Annotated in this window: 10 protein-coding genes, 2 tRNA genes and 3 rRNA genes; 1 reads left to right on the top strand and 14 read right to left on the bottom strand. The window is 56.7% G+C overall.

The genetic code is table 11. The annotated features are described in order from the left end of the window. Positions 1-73 precede the first annotated feature (73 nt). The 14 genes from rrf to mrcB form a co-directional block, all read right to left on the bottom strand. Positions 74-189, bottom strand: a 5S ribosomal RNA gene (gene rrf, locus PVV54_RS03580). Between the two features lie 147 nt (positions 190-336). Continuing rightward, a 23S ribosomal RNA gene (locus PVV54_RS03575) occupies positions 337-3228 on the bottom strand. A 238-nt stretch (positions 3229-3466) separates the two neighbouring features. Then, a tRNA-Ala gene (locus tag PVV54_RS03570) sits at positions 3467-3542 on the bottom strand. A 23-nt stretch (positions 3543-3565) separates the two neighbouring features. Then, positions 3566-3642, bottom strand: a tRNA-Ile gene (locus PVV54_RS03565). Positions 3643-3727: 85 nt separating this feature from the next. Next, a 16S ribosomal RNA gene (locus PVV54_RS03560) occupies positions 3728-5264 on the bottom strand. Together the 16S, 23S and 5S rRNA genes with 2 tRNA genes alongside form the textbook arrangement of a ribosomal RNA operon. A 476-nt stretch (positions 5265-5740) precedes the next feature. Then, a complete protein-coding gene (gene msrQ, locus PVV54_RS03555; protein WP_274908626.1) occupies positions 5741-6349 on the bottom strand; it encodes a protein-methionine-sulfoxide reductase heme-binding subunit MsrQ in 609 nt (202 codons plus the stop codon). Then, a complete protein-coding gene (gene msrP, locus PVV54_RS03550) occupies positions 6349-7362 on the bottom strand; it encodes a protein-methionine-sulfoxide reductase catalytic subunit MsrP (RefSeq protein WP_274908625.1) in 1014 nt (337 codons plus the stop codon). The genes msrQ and msrP overlap by 1 nt, the downstream gene beginning before the upstream one ends. A gap of 78 nt (positions 7363-7440) precedes the next feature. After that, positions 7441-8283 carry a CDP-diacylglycerol--serine O-phosphatidyltransferase gene (pssA, locus tag PVV54_RS03545; RefSeq protein ID WP_274908624.1) on the bottom strand — a complete coding sequence of 281 codons (843 nt, stop codon included), beginning with the start codon at positions 8281-8283 and terminating at the stop codon, positions 7441-7443. A gap of 150 nt (positions 8284-8433) precedes the next feature. Beyond that, positions 8434-9450: a ketol-acid reductoisomerase gene (ilvC, locus tag PVV54_RS03540; RefSeq protein ID WP_003250043.1), complete on the bottom strand. Its 1017-nt coding sequence runs from the start codon at positions 9448-9450 to the stop codon at positions 8434-8436. 55 nt (positions 9451-9505) lie between these two features. Beyond that, complete coding sequence (ilvN, locus tag PVV54_RS03535) at positions 9506-9997, bottom strand: acetolactate synthase small subunit (protein ID WP_003250040.1); 492 nt, start codon at positions 9995-9997, stop codon at positions 9506-9508. A gap of 1 nt (position 9998) precedes the next feature. Next, positions 9999-11723, bottom strand: coding sequence for an acetolactate synthase 3 large subunit (locus tag PVV54_RS03530; protein ID WP_274908623.1), 1725 nt, complete (start codon positions 11721-11723; stop codon positions 9999-10001). Positions 11724-12131: 408 nt separating this feature from the next. Beyond that, positions 12132-12464, bottom strand: coding sequence for a YqcC family protein (locus PVV54_RS03525; protein ID WP_274908622.1), 333 nt, complete (start codon positions 12462-12464; stop codon positions 12132-12134). Further along, positions 12464-13252 (bottom strand): tetratricopeptide repeat protein, encoded by a 789-nt coding sequence (locus PVV54_RS03520; RefSeq protein WP_274908621.1) that lies wholly within the window; start codon positions 13250-13252, stop codon positions 12464-12466. Before PVV54_RS03520 ends, PVV54_RS03525 begins: the two co-directional genes overlap by 1 nt. Before the next feature lie 15 nt (positions 13253-13267). Next, positions 13268-15589: a penicillin-binding protein 1B gene (mrcB, locus tag PVV54_RS03515; RefSeq protein ID WP_274908620.1), complete on the bottom strand. Its 2322-nt coding sequence runs from the start codon at positions 15587-15589 to the stop codon at positions 13268-13270. 117 nt (positions 15590-15706) lie between these two features. Here mrcB and PVV54_RS03510 point away from each other — a divergent pair, with 117 nt between their 5' ends. Next, complete coding sequence (locus tag PVV54_RS03510; protein ID WP_274908619.1) at positions 15707-17269, top strand: bifunctional aminoglycoside phosphotransferase/ATP-binding protein; 1563 nt, start codon at positions 15707-15709, stop codon at positions 17267-17269. The last annotated feature ends 41 nt before the right edge of the window (positions 17270-17310 follow it).

Below are 17310 nucleotides of genomic sequence, written 5' to 3'. Positions count from 1 at the left end.
GATATCATGGCAACAAGGCCAGAAAAGACAAAACCCCTACCTGCTCGCGCAGATAGGGGTTTTGCGAAATGAATCTTGACGATGACCTACTCTCACATGGGGAAACCCCACACTACCATCGGCGATGCATCGTTTCACTGCTGAGTTCGGGATGGGATCAGGTGGTTCCAATGCTCTATGGTCGTCAAGAAATTCTGTTGCCAGAATGTCCAGCTGGACAGCCTAGCGAATTCGGATATGCGATTTGTGATGTTGCGAATCTTCGGGTCTTTCGTCTTCACCACCACAATTTGGCGCTTCTTGTTCAGAGGCATGCGCAAATTGCTTGGGTGTTATATGGTCAAGCCTCACGGGCAATTAGTATTGGTTAGCTCAACGCCTCACAGCGCTTACACACCCAACCTATCAACGTCGTAGTCTTCGACGGCCCTTTAGGGGATTCAAGATCCCAGTGAGATCTCATCTTGAGGCAAGTTTCCCGCTTAGATGCTTTCAGCGGTTATCTCTTCCGAACATAGCTACCCGGCAATGCCACTGGCGTGACAACCGGAACACCAGAGGTTCGTCCACTCCGGTCCTCTCGTACTAGGAGCAGCCCCTCTCAAATCTCAAACGTCCACGGCAGATAGGGACCGAACTGTCTCACGACGTTCTAAACCCAGCTCGCGTACCACTTTAAATGGCGAACAGCCATACCCTTGGGACCGGCTTCAGCCCCAGGATGTGATGAGCCGACATCGAGGTGCCAAACACCGCCGTCGATATGAACTCTTGGGCGGTATCAGCCTGTTATCCCCGGAGTACCTTTTATCCGTTGAGCGATGGCCCTTCCATACAGAACCACCGGATCACTAAGACCTACTTTCGTACCTGCTCGACGTGTTTGTCTCGCAGTCAAGCGCGCTTTTGCCTTTATACTCTACGACCGATTTCCGACCGGTCTGAGCGCACCTTCGTACTCCTCCGTTACTCTTTGGGAGGAGACCGCCCCAGTCAAACTACCCACCATACACTGTCCTCGATCCGGATAACGGACCTGAGTTAGAACCTCAAAGTTGCCAGGGTGGTATTTCAAGGATGGCTCCATGAGAACTGGCGTCCCCACTTCAAAGCCTCCCACCTATCCTACACAAGCAAATTCAAAGTCCAGTGCAAAGCTATAGTAAAGGTTCACGGGGTCTTTCCGTCTAGCCGCGGATACACTGCATCTTCACAGCGATTTCAATTTCACTGAGTCTCGGGTGGAGACAGCGCCGCCATCGTTACGCCATTCGTGCAGGTCGGAACTTACCCGACAAGGAATTTCGCTACCTTAGGACCGTTATAGTTACGGCCGCCGTTTACCGGGGCTTCGATCAAGAGCTTCGCTTGCGCTAACCCCATCAATTAACCTTCCGGCACCGGGCAGGCGTCACACCCTATACGTCCACTTTCGTGTTTGCAGAGTGCTGTGTTTTTAATAAACAGTCGCAGCGGCCTGGTATCTTCGACCGGCGTGGGCTTACGCAGCAAGTGCTTCACCCTCACCGGCGCACCTTCTCCCGAAGTTACGGTGCCATTTTGCCTAGTTCCTTCACCCGAGTTCTCTCAAGCGCCTTGGTATTCTCTACCTAACCACCTGTGTCGGTTTGGGGTACGGTTCCCAGTTATCTGAAGCTTAGGAGCTTTTCTTGGAAGCATGGCATCAACCACTTCGTCGCCTAAAGGCAACTCGTCATCAGCTCTCGGCCTTGAGATCCCGGATTTGCCTAAGATCTCAGCCTACCACCTTAAACTTGGACAACCAACGCCAAGCTGGCCTAGCCTTCTCCGTCCCTCCATCGCAATAACTGGAAGTACAGGAATATTAACCTGTTTTCCATCGACTACGCTTTTCAGCCTCGCCTTAGGGACCGACTAACCCTGCGTCGATTAACGTTGCGCAGGAAACCTTGGTCTTTCGGCGTGCGAGTTTTTCACTCGCATTGTCGTTACTCATGTCAGCATTCGCACTTCTGATACCTCCAGCAAGCTTCTCAACTCACCTTCACAGGCTTACAGAACGCTCCTCTACCGCATCACCAGAGGTGATACCCGTAGCTTCGGTGCATGGTTTGAGCCCCGTTACATCTTCCGCGCAGGCCGACTCGACTAGTGAGCTATTACGCTTTCTTTAAAGGGTGGCTGCTTCTAAGCCAACCTCCTAGCTGTCTAAGCCTTCCCACATCGTTTCCCACTTAACCATGACTTTGGGACCTTAGCTGACGGTCTGGGTTGTTTCCCTTTTCACGACGGACGTTAGCACCCGCCGTGTGTCTCCCATGCTCGGCACTTGTAGGTATTCGGAGTTTGCATCGGTTTGGTAAGTCGGGATGACCCCCTAGCCGAAACAGTGCTCTACCCCCTACAGTGATACATGAGGCGCTACCTAAATAGCTTTCGAGGAGAACCAGCTATCTCCGAGCTTGATTAGCCTTTCACTCCGATCCACAGGTCATCCGCTAACTTTTCAACGGTAGTCGGTTCGGTCCTCCAGTCAGTGTTACCTAACCTTCAACCTGCCCATGGATAGATCGCCCGGTTTCGGGTCTATACCCAGCGACTAAACGCCCTATTAAGACTCGCTTTCGCTACGCCTCCCCTATTCGGTTAAGCTCGCCACTGAATATAAGTCGCTGACCCATTATACAAAAGGTACGCAGTCACCTAACAAAGTAGGCTCCCACTGCTTGTACGCATACGGTTTCAGGTTCTATTTCACTCCCCTCTCCGGGGTTCTTTTCGCCTTTCCCTCACGGTACTGGTTCACTATCGGTCAGTCAGTAGTATTTAGCCTTGGAGGATGGTCCCCCCATGTTCAGACAAAGTTTCTCGTGCTCCGTCCTACTCGATTTCACTGGCAAGAGATTTTCGTGTACGGGGCTATCACCCACTATGGCCGCACTTTCCAGAGCGTTCCACTAATCTCAAACCAGCTTAAGGGCTGGTCCCCGTTCGCTCGCCACTACTAAGGGAATCTCGGTTGATTTCTTTTCCTCAGGGTACTTAGATGTTTCAGTTCCCCTGGTTCGCCTCTTGCACCTATGTATTCAGTACAAGATAACCAGCTTATGCTGGCTGGGTTCCCCCATTCAGAGATCTCTGGATCACAGTCTGTTTGCCGACTCCCCAAAGCTTTTCGCAGGCTACCACGTCTTTCATCGCCTCTGACTGCCAAGGCATCCACCGTATGCGCTTCTTCACTTGACCATATAACCCCAAGCAATCTGGTTATACTGTGAAGACGACATTCGCCGAAAATTCGCATTTCGCTCATTGCTGAGCAGAACTCACAAATTTTACCTTAGCCTGATCCACCAGCAGTGAAACTGGTGTTCAGTCTATATCTATCACATATCCGAATTTTTAAAGAACGATCTGACAAAAGTCAGAAATCAACATTCAAACTGAATGCTCATTTCTAAGTTCTGATCAAGTACTGCAAAAGTGGTGGAGCCAAGCGGGATCGAACCGCTGACCTCCTGCGTGCAAGGCAGGCGCTCTCCCAGCTGAGCTATGGCCCCGTATTTACGGCTGAACCATGTAATGGTAGGTCTGGGCAGATTTGAACTGCCGACCTCACCCTTATCAGGGGTGCGCTCTAACCAACTGAGCTACAGACCTATAACAGGGTTGCGTTACAGCATCGTCTTTACATCTGAATCAAGCAATTCGTGTGGGAGCTCATCAGTAGGCTGATGTCGTCGATTAAGGAGGTGATCCAGCCGCAGGTTCCCCTACGGCTACCTTGTTACGACTTCACCCCAGTCATGAATCACACCGTGGTAACCGTCCTCCCGAAGGTTAGACTAGCTACTTCTGGTGCAACCCACTCCCATGGTGTGACGGGCGGTGTGTACAAGGCCCGGGAACGTATTCACCGCGACATTCTGATTCGCGATTACTAGCGATTCCGACTTCACGCAGTCGAGTTGCAGACTGCGATCCGGACTACGATCGGTTTTGTGAGATTAGCTCCACCTCGCGGCTTGGCAACCCTCTGTACCGACCATTGTAGCACGTGTGTAGCCCAGGCCGTAAGGGCCATGATGACTTGACGTCATCCCCACCTTCCTCCGGTTTGTCACCGGCAGTCTCCTTAGAGTGCCCACCATTACGTGCTGGTAACTAAGGACAAGGGTTGCGCTCGTTACGGGACTTAACCCAACATCTCACGACACGAGCTGACGACAGCCATGCAGCACCTGTGTCAGAGTTCCCGAAGGCACCAATCCATCTCTGGAAAGTTCTCTGCATGTCAAGGCCTGGTAAGGTTCTTCGCGTTGCTTCGAATTAAACCACATGCTCCACCGCTTGTGCGGGCCCCCGTCAATTCATTTGAGTTTTAACCTTGCGGCCGTACTCCCCAGGCGGTCAACTTAATGCGTTAGCTGCGCCACTAAAATCTCAAGGATTCCAACGGCTAGTTGACATCGTTTACGGCGTGGACTACCAGGGTATCTAATCCTGTTTGCTCCCCACGCTTTCGCACCTCAGTGTCAGTATCAGTCCAGGTGGTCGCCTTCGCCACTGGTGTTCCTTCCTATATCTACGCATTTCACCGCTACACAGGAAATTCCACCACCCTCTACCGTACTCTAGCTTGCCAGTTTTGGATGCAGTTCCCAGGTTGAGCCCGGGGCTTTCACATCCAACTTAACAAACCACCTACGCGCGCTTTACGCCCAGTAATTCCGATTAACGCTTGCACCCTCTGTATTACCGCGGCTGCTGGCACAGAGTTAGCCGGTGCTTATTCTGTCGGTAACGTCAAAACAGCAAGGTATTAACTTACTGCCCTTCCTCCCAACTTAAAGTGCTTTACAATCCGAAGACCTTCTTCACACACGCGGCATGGCTGGATCAGGCTTTCGCCCATTGTCCAATATTCCCCACTGCTGCCTCCCGTAGGAGTCTGGACCGTGTCTCAGTTCCAGTGTGACTGATCATCCTCTCAGACCAGTTACGGATCGTCGCCTTGGTGAGCCATTACCCCACCAACTAGCTAATCCGACCTAGGCTCATCTGATAGCGCAAGGCCCGAAGGTCCCCTGCTTTCTCCCGTAGGACGTATGCGGTATTAGCGTTCCTTTCGAAACGTTGTCCCCCACTACCAGGCAGATTCCTAGGCATTACTCACCCGTCCGCCGCTGAATCAAGGAGCAAGCTCCCGTCATCCGCTCGACTTGCATGTGTTAGGCCTGCCGCCAGCGTTCAATCTGAGCCATGATCAAACTCTTCAGTTCAATACTGCTTGGGTTTTTAAGAAACCCTAAACTTGGCTCAGCAATCTCAAATGACTATGTGATTTCTCGCATGGCCACTTGTGATGCTGATAATCTTATTGACTATCAGTCCGTACTCACAAGCACCCACACGAATTGCTTGATTCAATTTGTTAAAGAGCGTTTGGTTAAGAGCATTTCGCCTCAACCGAGGCGCGCATTCTACGCTTTCCTCATTGCCTGTCAAGCGTTTATTTTGAAGTTTTTTGCGAGAAACTCGTTTAGCTTCAAACACTTGACTCGCTGCGATCTCTCGTAGCGGGAGGCGAATCATACAGCATTCGAAAACGCTGTCAACCACCTCTTTACAACCTTCCACTTTCGACCGAATCGCTCAACCTGTTGATTAACAAGGAGTTTTTCGTTCCGGCTACGCTGGAAGTGGGGCGCATTATAAGGAGATTCGAAAGCGCGTCAACACTTTATTCTGATTAATTTCAAAGTGCCCTGCCCTGCCCGCGCAGACGAGGAAGCGCGCGCGCTATCACCGGAACACGAAGCAGCATCAGCAATGCCCCAACCGATGCATAGATCATCCACTCTCTGAGGTCGGAGCGGACAATCCACAGAAAGTGCAGCAACCCCAACCCAAGGATCACATACACAAACCTGTGCAGCTTCTTCCAGCGCGCACCCAGCCGACGCTGGCTGAAGCGATTGGAGGTCAGCGCCAGCGCCAGCAACCCAAGGAAGCCTAGCGCCCCCACAATAATGTAAGGCCGCTTGCGCAGCTCGACACCAAACTGCCCCCAATCCAAACCGAGGATAAAGAACAGGTAGCACAGCAAGTGCAACACGATGTAGGCGAAGCACCACAACCCCAGCTGGCGCCGCACTGCCACCCAGCCCGACCACCCTGTCAGCCGCTGCAGGGGGGTCATGCTCAAGGTCACCAGAAGAAATATCAACGCCCCCAGCCCCAGGCGATCCATCATGATCTTCCCTGGGTCTGGCCCCAGCATGTTCATCGCTGCTTCATACAACCACCACACCGGAAACAGGCAACCCACGACGAAAATGGCCAATCGGAACCAGGGATAACGCATCAGTAGTTCTTCCGCAGATCGAGCCCGGCATAAAGTGATGCCACCTCTTCAGCGTAGCCATTGAACATCTGCGTCTGCCGCACGTTAGGGCTGAACAGGCCACTTGGCAGGCGACGCTCCCGGGCCTGGGTCCAACGCGGGTGATCCACTTCCGGGTTCACGTTGGCATAAAAACCGTACTCGTCCGGTGCAATGCTTTCCCAGGTAGTGCGCGGCTGCTCCTCAACCAGGCTGATGCGCACGATCGACTTGATACTCTTGAAGCCATACTTCCAGGGCACCACCAACCGCAGCGGCGCGCCATTCTGATTGGGTAACTCCCGCCCGTACATGCCGACCGCCAGAATCGCCAGCGGATTCATCGCCTCGTCAATGCGCAGCCCCTCTATATAAGGCCAGTCGATCAGGGCAAAACCCGAGCGCTGGCCCGGCATGTGCTGTGGATCCTGCAGCGTCTCGAAGCGGACATAGCGCGCCTTCGAAGTGGGCTCAACATGCTTGAGCACCTGCGCCAGCGGAAAACCCAACCAAGGTATGACCATTGACCAGGCCTCCACACAACGCAGCCGGTAGATGCGCTCTTCAAGGCCATAGGGTTTGACGAATTCCTCCAGCGCATAGCGCCCCGGCTTGCCCACCTCTCCATCCACCACCACCGTCCATGGCTCGGTTTTCAAGCTACCCGCATTGGCGGCCGGGTCGCCCTTGTCCGGGCCAAACTCGTAAAAGTTGTTGTAGTGGGTTGCATCCTTGAATGGCGTGATTGCCTCATCCCTCACTGTGACTGCCTGCCACTGGGTACCCGCCAGCTTTTCGCTGAACCATGGCGCGGCGTTACCTGCCTCAACATCGGCGTAGCGCGACGCCTCGCCAGCATGCCCCAGGCGCGGCAACGCACCCACAGCCAGCCCTACCAGGGAGGCGCCCAGCAGATTCCGTCGAGAAAGATAAATGCCTTCAGGGGTGATCTCCGATGCCTTGCACTCGGATGACCTGGGTAGCTTGATGAGCATGGCGGCTCCACAGCACTGGTTGAGGGATGTACCAGTAAGACTATGGAGCCGGAGGGTTATTCCATCATTAAATCGTTGTCACGCTTTACGACGACGCATACGCAACAGGTACTGGATCGGCCCCGAAGCCGCGTAGGCAAGGAAGATCAGCAGCAGAATGCGTGGCGGGTCGCTGAACACCACGGCAAACACCAAAACCACCGCCAGGATCGCGACGAAGGGCACACGGCCTTTAAGGTCCAGCTCCTTGAAGCTGTTGTACTTGATGTTGCTGACCATCAGCATGCCTGCCGCAGCCACCAGCAAAGCCACCAGGAAGGACAATTTGGAGCCCTGTATGCCGATGTCGCTGAATGCCCACACCGTACCCGCAACCACGCCAGCAGCGGCCGGGCTGGCCAGGCCGATGAAATAGCGCTTGTCGGCAGTGCCGACCTGGGTGTTGAAGCGCGCCAAACGCAGAGCAGCACCCGCTACATAGATGAAGGCGACCATCCAGCCGACCTTGCCCATGTCACCCAGCGCCCAGCCGAAGGCCAGCAACGCCGGGGCAACACCAAAGGCAACCATGTCTGACAGCGAGTCATATTCTGCGCCGAAGGCACTCTGGGTGTTTGTCATGCGTGCCACGCGGCCATCAAGGCCGTCCAGCACCATGGCAATGAAAATGGCGATGGCAGAAAGCGCAAAGTACTTGCTTGCCTCACTCGGCGAGCCGGCGCTAAGGGCGCTCATCGAGCTGATGATGGAATAGAAACCGGCAAACAGGTTGGCGGTGGTGAACAAGTTGGGCAGCAGATAAACGCCGCGGTGGCGCACCTTGCGCCCTTCGGCGTCATGCCCTTCTTCAACGTGCTCATCGACAGGTAGCAGGCTTTCGGCGTCGGAGGGCTTGTTCGGCTCTTCGGGACGTTCGCTCATGGAGGGTACCTTGCAACAGGGTGGAAAATGTTTGACACGGGCCTGCGAAACAGGTGCTGACGGCAAGCCACTGGCCTGCTTTATACCAGATGCTGGCCGACAGAACGAAAAAACGCGGCCGAAGCCGCGTTTTTAATCTTTCGATAAGACTTAGTTCTTGGTCTTGTCGACGATTTTGTTTGCCGAGATCCAAGGCATCATCGAGCGCAGTTGCTCGCCGATGATTTCGATGCCGTGAGCAGCGTTGTTACGACGCTTGGCGGTCATCGATGGGTAGTTGGTGGCGCCTTCGGAGATGAACATCTTCGCGTATTCGCCGTCCTGGATGCGCTTCAGAGCGTTGCGCATGGCCTTGCGGGATTCTTCGTTGATGACTTCCGGGCCGGTGACGTATTCACCGTACTCAGCGTTGTTGGAGATCGAGTAGTTCATGTTGGCGATACCGCCTTCGTACATGAGGTCAACGATCAGTTTCAGTTCGTGCAGGCACTCGAAGTAGGCCATTTCCGGCGCGTAGCCAGCTTCAACCAGGGTTTCGAAACCGGCTTTGACCAGCTCAACGGTACCGCCGCACAGAACAGCCTGCTCACCGAACAGGTCGGTTTCGGTCTCGTCCTTGAAGGTGGTTTCGATGATGCCGGTACGGCCGCCACCAACGCCCGAAGCGTAGGACAGAGCGACGTTCTTGGCGTTGCCCGAGGCATCTTGGTAGATAGCGATCAGGTCAGGGATACCGCCGCCTTTTACGAACTCGGAACGCACGGTGTGGCCCGGAGCTTTCGGCGCGATCATGATCACGTCGAGGTCGGCACGCGGAACAACCTGGTTGTAGTGGATCGAGAAGCCGTGGGAGAAGGCCAGGGTGGCGCCCTTCTTGATGTTCGGCTCGATTTCGTTCTTGTACAGCGCGCCCTGGAACTCGTCCGGGGTCAGGATCATCACCAGGTCAGCCGCAGCGACAGCGGTGGCAACGTCGGCAACTTTCAGGCCGTGGGCTTCTGCCTTGGCAACAGTAGCCGAACCTTTACGCAGACCGACGGTAACGTCTACACCGGAGTCTTTCAGGTTGCACGCCTGAGCGTGGCCCTGAGAACCGTAGCCGATGATGGCGACTTTCTTACCCTGAATGATGGAAAGGTCGCAGTCTTTATCGTAGAAAACTTTCATGAAATTACCCCTGGTTATATCTCGGCCCCTGCGGAGCCATCGCTAATTTTTGAATTTAGATGCTGAGCACTTTGTCGCCACGGGCAATGCCGGTAACGCCGCTGCGCACGGTTTCGAGAATCGACGCGGTGCCGATGGCCTGAATGAAGCTGTCCAGTTTGTCGCTGGTGCCGCTCAGTTGCACGGTGTACACACTGGCAGTCACATCGACGATCTGGCCACGGAAAATATCCGTGGTGCGCTTGATTTCGGCGCGCTGGGCACCGGTGGCCTTGACCTTGACCAGCATCAGTTCGCGCTCGATGTGGGCGCTTTCCGACAGGTCGACAAGCTTGACTACTTCCACCAGCTTGTTCAGGTTTTTGGTGATCTGTTCGATCACTTCGTCATGGCCAACGGTGGTCAGCGTCAGACGCGACAGGGTCGGGTCTTCGGTCGGTGCCACGGTCAGGCTTTCAATGTTGTAGTTGCGCTGGGAGAACAGGCCGACCACACGGGACAGAGCACCGGGTTCGTTTTCCAGCAGCAGGGAGATGATGTGCCGCATGTCAGGTACGCTCCGTCTTGCTCAGCCACATGTCACGCATCGAGCCATCCTTGATCTGCATCGGATAGACGTGCTCGCTGCGGTCAACCGCGATGTCGATGAATACCAGGCGGTCTTTCATCGCAAAGGCTTCTTCCAGCTTCGGCTTGAGGTCCTTCAGGCTGGTGATGCGGATGCCCACATGGCCATAGGCCTCGGCCAGCTTGATGAAGTCAGGCAGCGACTCGACGTAGGAGTGGGAGTGACGGCCGTTGTAGGCCATGTCCTGCCACTGACGCACCATGCCCAATACACCGTTGTTCAGGTTGACGATTTTCACCGGCAGGCCGTATTGCATGCAGGTGGACAGCTCCTGGATGTTCATCTGGATGCTGCCTTCGCCAGTCACACAAGCCACGTCCTGATCCGGGAAGTTGAGCTTGATGCCCATCGCCGCCGGGAAGCCGAAGCCCATGGTGCCCAGGCCGCCGGAGTTGATCCAGCGGTTAGGCTTGTTGAAGCGGTAGTACTGCGCCGCGAACATCTGGTGCTGGCCAACGTCCGAGGTGACGAAAGCATCGCCATTGGTCACTTCGCACAGGGTTTCGATGACCTTCTGCGGTTTGATGACGTTGCCGTCGCCCTTGTCGTAAGGGAACAGTTCACCGTCGCCACGCCATTCGTCGATCTGCTTCCACCAGGTGGCCAGCGCGGCCTTGTCTGGCTGCTCGCCAATTTCCTTGAGGATGGTGAGCATTTCGCTGAGCACGCTGTCGACCGGGCCAACAATCGGCACGTCGGCCTTGATCATTTTCGAGATCGAAGCAGGATCGATGTCGACATGGATGATCTTGGCGTTCGGGCAGAACTTGGCTGGCCCATTGACCACGCGGTCGTCGAAACGCGCACCGACAGCGAAGATCACATCGGCATTGTGCATGGCCATGTTGGCAGTGAAGCTGCCGTGCATGCCCAGCATGCCGAGGAACTGGCGATCAGTACCCGGGAAGCCGCCCAAACCCATGAGGGTGTTGGTAACTGGCAGGTTCAGCGACTTGGCGATTTCGGTCAGCGCTTCGGAGCCGCCACCCAGAATCACCCCACCACCGGCGTAGATGATCGGGCGCTTGGCCGCGAGCAGCATTTCGGCGGCCTTGCGGATCTGGCCGGAATGGCCGCGTACCGCAGGGCTGTAGGAGCGCAGCTTGACCTTCTTCGGGTAAACGTATTCGAACTTGTCGGCCGGGTTGGTCATATCTTTTGGAATGTCGACCACGACCGGGCCTGGACGGCCGGATTGCGCCAGGTAGAAGGCTTTTTTCAGAACTTCCGGGATCTCGGTGGCATGTTTGATCATGAAGCTGTGCTTCACGATCGGCCGCGAAATACCGATCATGTCGGTTTCCTGGAAGGCATCGGTACCTACCATGGTGCTAGGCACCTGGCCGGAAAGGATGACCATCGGAATCGAGTCCATATAGGCAGTGGCAATGCCGGTAATGGCATTGGTCGCACCCGGGCCGGAGGTTACCAGCACCACACCGGCTTTGCCGGTGGCGCGGGCGTAGCCGTCTGCCATATGGGTTGCCGCCTGCTCGTGACGAACCAGGATGTGTTCCACTTCCGGTTCTTTGAACAGCGCGTCATAAACATGCAGGAGAGCACCACCAGGGTACCCGTAGATGTGCTTAACGCCTTCGTCACGCAAGAAGCGGACGACCATCTCAGCGCCAGATAAAAGCTCCACGTTGTTCACCTCTAAAACGCCAGAATACCGTCCCTAGTGGACGGGTCTTAATAGGTTTACTGCCAAGCAGAGCATGAGCGAACGTCAGCACTGACTGAGCAAGTATTGGGAGCGCCCCAGAGTGTTGCGGGGTTTTCCCACCCAGCGCGAGGTAACGCGTTGCGGGGTGTAACAGGTCGGCGCGGGTGTGCACCTCATGATCTGCTTAGCGGGTCTGCTTCTGGCAGTCCCTCTAAAGCGGAATCTGGATTCTTCTGATTCGGAGGCATTAAGTCAAGAAAAATTATTGCCAAATTTTCCTCAAGATGAATTCCCAGCACCACTAAAAACCTAGTCAGCAGCAGAAATAGTACGTTTTCAACAAAAAAGGGCCACAAATAGCGGCCCTTGTAGGAAAAATAGAGGAAATCAGGCGGATGGCGCTATCAATTGGTCGAATGCTGCCAATAGTCGGCGGAGCTCGCGACTTTCTTCCGGACGATCGGTAAACACGCTTTCCGCCATTACCAGGATGCCGGAGGCATTTGGAAGCGGGTGGCCCAATTCGATAATGATTTTCATGCGGGGCAGGAAGATCCATTGCAGCCACTGCTCGAAGCTCATGGTGTCGACGGCGAAAGGCACGGTACTGGCCAGCGCCTCATCGCTGGGAGGTTCATCATCCCACCAGCCCTGCACCTTAAGCTCGTTTTCGATAAGCAGCAGGTGGTCTGCGATGTCGAGAATGCGTTGCTCAATCATTACGAGCTGACCTGCGCTTTTTGCCGCGCAAGTGCTGCACCCGCGCTGTCCCCCTGCTTTTCGCGAGCCTGGGCGATGGTGTTCCACAGCTCAGCCTGAAGGCTTGGGCGGCCGTTGGCGTAACTCAGCGCCCGGCGAGCCAACTGCTCGGCTTGCGCCGCGTCACCTTGTGACAGTCGAACCTGCGCCAGGCGGTACAGCACCTGCGGCTCGCGTGGGGCAATGCGCTGGGCACGCTCCAGGCTGGAGGCTGCGCCGTTGAAATCACCGCTGCCCTGCTGCGACTGAGCAGTGGTCAACAGCGCCAGCACCGGGCCATCGAGTTGCTCGTCGGCAGAAAGGCCACCTGCTGCTGCAGTGCTACGCGGTATGCCGGTGGGCGCGCTGTTGGTTGCCGGCGTACTATTCATCGATGCGATGTCGAAGGGTTCATCGGCAATCGGGTTCGGGTTGGTGGTCATCGGGCCGCCAGTGATCGGCCCGGGCGTGATCGGCGCGCTGCTGATCGGCGCTGCTGTGCTGCCCGCCGGGAATGTCTGGATCCCGGTGGCGCCTGCACCCTGCGGGATCATTACGGTCACGCCGGAATCTTCAGGCAGCGATTGTGCCTGGGCAGTGCCGTTGCTCATGCCAGCCGCAGAACGGTTGGCGGTGACGCGCTCGCTGTTGGATACGCGAGTGCTCGAGTCCACAACCGGGATGTTGCCACGCGGAACGCTGGAGCAGCCCTGGAGCACAGCCAGCGCCGTCACGGCAGGAAACAGCCACTTGTTCAATTCACACCTCATCAATGCAGCCAGTGCTTAATTCATCCAGCCCTTGACCCAGTCCATAACCTGCTCGGCAGGGTTTTGCTCACCGCCACAGGTCGCCCCGGCAGCCGGTTCGCTCCCGCGAATATACGGCATCTGCACGGCACCCGGACAGCTTCCGTCGGATCCATGACCGTTGTAGGGGTCAATCCAGGCCTGCACCACATTGTCTGGCTGCGGCATGTCCAGCGGTAGCGGGTCGGCCTTCTTCATGAAGCTGGTCCATACCTGCAGCGCACCGGTGGCGCCAGTGAACGGCGTCTTGCCGTTGTCGTCACGGCCCATCCACACCACCGCCAACAAGTCCTGGCTGAAGCCAGAGAACCAGCTGTCGCGGGAGTCGTTACTGGTACCGGTCTTGCCCGCCAGGGTCAGTGAGCTTGGCAACACGCTGTAGACCGACCGGCCAGTACCTTCGCGCATGACACGCTGCATGGCGTTCTGCACCAGGTAGATCGAGCCCGGGTCAAAGGTTTGCTGGATCTGGAACGGGTAGCGTTTGAGCGGCTCACCTTCAGCCGTCAACACACTGCGAATACCGCGCATCGGCGTGTTGAAGCCGCCGTTGGCGATGGTCTGGTACATGGTTGCCACCTGCATCGGCGACATGCCACCAGCGCCAAGCAGCATCGCCGGGTAAGCTGGCCAGTCGACATTCACGCCCAGGCGACCGATAGTCTTGATGACATTGGGCACACCCACTTCCAGCCCAATTTTGGCGGTCGACAGGTTGTAGGAGTTGGCCAGCCCCTGGTACAGGTAAATCGTACCGTGCGGGCGGCGGTCATAGTTTTGCGGGCGCCACACCTGGCCATCCTTGCCTTTGACCGAGAACGGTTCGTCCTGCACCCAACTGGTCAGGGTGTATTTGCTCGGCTGCTCCAATGCGGTCAGGTAGACCGCCGGCTTGACCAGCGAGCCGATCGGCCGCACCGCGTCGATGGCGCGGTTGAAGCCGGCAAAACCGGACTGACGGCTACCGATCAGCGCCTGGACTTCACCGGTTTCCGGGTTGGTCACGACCATCGCCGACTCGACCTCATCCGCCCCTTTGCGCCCAGCCAGGCGCTTGAAGGTTTCGGCCATGGAGGTTTCGGCTTTCATCTGCAGGATCGGGTCGAAGCTGGTGAAAATGCGCAGGCCTTCTTCAGTCAAGTCTTCGTCACGGTAGTCCTGGCGCAACTGGCGTTTTACCAGGTCGAGGAAAGCCGGGAACGAGCTGTCCGCCAGGCTGCCGCGCTTGGTTACACCCAGTGGCATTTTCTTCGCGGCATCCACCGCTTCCTGGCTGGCGACGCCCTGCTCCGCTACCAGGTCGAGTACCAGGTTGCGGCGTGCCAGCGCACGCTCGGGATAACGACGCGGGTTGTAGTAGGACGGCCCCTTGACCATGCCCACCAACAAGGCGATCTGGTGCAGCTTGAGCTCCGACAGCGGCTGGCTGAAGAAGAACTGGCTGGCCAGGCCGAAGCCGTGCACGGCGCGCTGGCCGTCTTGGCCGACGAACACCTCGTTGAGGTAGGCCTCAAGGATTTCACGCTTGTCGTAGTGCATTTCCAGCAGTACGGCCATCATCGCTTCGGTCAGCTTGCGGCTGAGGCTGCGCTCGCTGGTGAGGTAGAAGTTCTTCACCAACTGCTGGGTCAGCGTACTGCCACCTTGGCGCATCGAGCCAGACGAGGTATTGACCCACATCGCACGGGCGATGGACTTGGGCGATACACCGAAGTGGCTGTAGAAATCGCGGTCTTCCGTCGCCACCAGCGTTTCGAGCAGGTACGGCGGCACCTGGTCGATCTTGATCAGGATGCGGTCTTCGAGATTCTTGGGGTAGATACCGCCAATCATCAGCGGCTCAAGGCGCACCACATCGAGCTTACCGCCGTTGGCACCCGACAGGCCCGCGACATAATCGCCGGAAAAGCGCACACGCACGAACTGCGCAGGCTCCATGCCTTCATAGAACTGGAAGCCACGGGTGTTCAGATCAACGGTATTACCGTTGACTGCAGCTGCCCCAGGCCCATTGGCCGCGCTTTCGCGCCGGTAGCCGAGTGCGTCCAGCTCGGTGAGGAAGTCGTTCTTGCTCAGTTTCTGACCGGTGAACAGCTCCAGCGGCCGGGCATACACCTTGGCCGGGATGGTCCAGCGCTTGCCGGAGAACTTCTCCTGCACAACGGCATCGAGGTAAACCGCGAAGCCGGCAACGATCACCAAACCGACGAGGCTGAGCTTCAAAGCCCAGCCCAGCCAGGCGCGGGAGCGGCCGGTCGGGCGTTTCTGAGGGGTACGGGAATTTCGGGTTCGAGTCATGGCGGCGGATTATACGCACTTTGTAAAGGCTGGGCAGGCGCCCTCTGGCGGTAGGCAGGGGCGGCACCATTGACCATAATGGCGCTTTCGAATTCCCTACCCCAGGAAGGATTTCACGTGAGCCAAGCTCTGATCACCGCATTGCAGAACCCTGCCCTCTACCCTCATCCCGTGGACGGGTTCCAGCTCATCGAGACGCATATCTCCTGGGTATTGCTCACTGGCGAGTACGCCTACAAGGTCAAGAAGCCCATGAACTTCGGCTTTCTCGACTTCACCGCACTGGATCAGCGCCAGCATTTCTGTAACGAGGAATTGCGCCTGAATCAGCGCCTGACAGACGGTCTGTATCTGGATGTGTTACCGATCACCGGCAGTGCTGAAGCCCCACAAGTCGGCGGTGAAGGCGAGGCAATCGAGTATGTGCTGAAAATGCGCCAGTTCCCTCAAGGCCAGATGCTCAATACGCTGCAGGCTAACGGAGAACTGAATGCTGGCCACATTGACCAGATGGCCAGGCAAGTCGCCGAGTTTCACCTGCAAACGCCCAAAGTAGGTGCCGACAAGCCCTACGGTTCACCGGAAAGCGTCATGGCACCGGTTGAGCAGAACTTTGAGCAGATCCGCCCGTTCCTCACCGACAAGGCCGACCTGCAACAGCTGGATAACCTGCAAGCTTGGGCGCAAAGCAGCTTTGAGCGCCTCAAGGATGTGTTCGCACAGCGCAAGCGCGACGGTTTCACCCGCGAATGCCACGGTGATATCCACCTGGGTAACGCGACCCTGATCGACGGCAAGGTCGTGATTTTCGACTGCATCGAGTTCAACGAACCGTTCCGCATGACCGACGTCTGGGCCGACACCGGCTTCCTTGCCATGGACCTGGAAGACCGCGGCCTGAAGTGCCTGGCTCGGCGCTTCATCAGCCAATACCTTGAACTGACCGGGGATTACCAAGGGCTTGAAGTGCTGAACTTCTACAAGGCTTACCGCGCCCTGGTTCGCGCCAAGGTCGCCCTGTTCAGCATGCCTGCCAATGCAGACGGTGTGCAGCGCGCTACTACCCTGCGCACCTACCGCAACTATGCCAACCTGGCAGAGAGCTACAGCGCCATCCCGTCACGCCTGTTGGCGATCACCCATGGCGTGTCGGCTGTTGGCAAGAGCCACGTGGCCATGCGCCTGGTTGAAGCGCTAGGCGCTGTGCGTGTGCGCTCTGACGTGGAGCGCAAGCGGCTGTTCGGGGAGCAGAATCCAATCGACGCCGGGCGGCAGAATGCTGGCATCTATGACCAGGATGCCAGCCTGAAAACCTATCAACACCTGCATGCGCTGGCAGCCACAATCCTGCGTGCCGGCTTCCCGGTGGTGCTGGACGCCACCTATCTGAAGCGCGAACAGCGTGAAGCTGCAGCTGCCGTGGCGAGCGAGACAGGCGTACCGTTCCTGATCCTTGATTGCCATGCTCCTGAGGCGGTCATTGCCAGCTGGCTGGAACAGCGCCAGGCAGAAAATACCGACCCCTCGGATGCGACGCTGGATGTGGTCAAAGCACAGCAGGCCAGCCGTGAACCACTGGATGCGCAAGAATTGGCGCAGAGCACGCAGGTTGATACCCAAACCGCCAGTAGCATGGATCAGGTGATCGACCAGATTCGCAAGCGGTTCCCGGAACTGTAAGTTCAGTAATTGGCGGGCTGGCCTCTTCGCAAGGCAAGCCC

It is taken from the genome of Pseudomonas sp. PSKL.D1 (assembly GCF_028898945.1).
GTDB lineage: Bacteria > Pseudomonadota > Gammaproteobacteria > Pseudomonadales > Pseudomonadaceae > Aquipseudomonas.
Note: the sequence above shows the minus strand (reverse complement) of the source record. Positions and strands in the feature narration are given on the sequence as shown.

What these genes read in the sequence shown, in the direction of transcription:
- msrQ (WP_274908626.1), bottom strand. Translation starts at nt 6,349, where the DNA reads ATGCGTTATCCCTGGTTCCGATTGGCCATTTTCGTCGTGGGTTGCCTG.
- msrP (WP_274908625.1), bottom strand. Translation starts at nt 7,362, where the DNA reads ATGCTCATCAAGCTACCCAGGTCATCCGAGTGCAAGGCATCGGAGATC.
- pssA (WP_274908624.1), bottom strand. Translation starts at nt 8,283, where the DNA reads ATGAGCGAACGTCCCGAAGAGCCGAACAAGCCCTCCGACGCCGAAAGC.
- ilvC (WP_003250043.1), bottom strand. Translation starts at nt 9,450, where the DNA reads ATGAAAGTTTTCTACGATAAAGACTGCGACCTTTCCATCATTCAGGGT.
- ilvN (WP_003250040.1), bottom strand. Translation starts at nt 9,997, where the DNA reads ATGCGGCACATCATCTCCCTGCTGCTGGAAAACGAACCCGGTGCTCTG.
- PVV54_RS03525 (WP_274908622.1), bottom strand. Translation starts at nt 12,464, where the DNA reads ATGATTGAGCAACGCATTCTCGACATCGCAGACCACCTGCTGCTTATC.
- PVV54_RS03520 (WP_274908621.1), bottom strand. Translation starts at nt 13,252, where the DNA reads ATGAGGTGTGAATTGAACAAGTGGCTGTTTCCTGCCGTGACGGCGCTG.
- mrcB (WP_274908620.1), bottom strand. Translation starts at nt 15,589, where the DNA reads ATGACTCGAACCCGAAATTCCCGTACCCCTCAGAAACGCCCGACCGGC.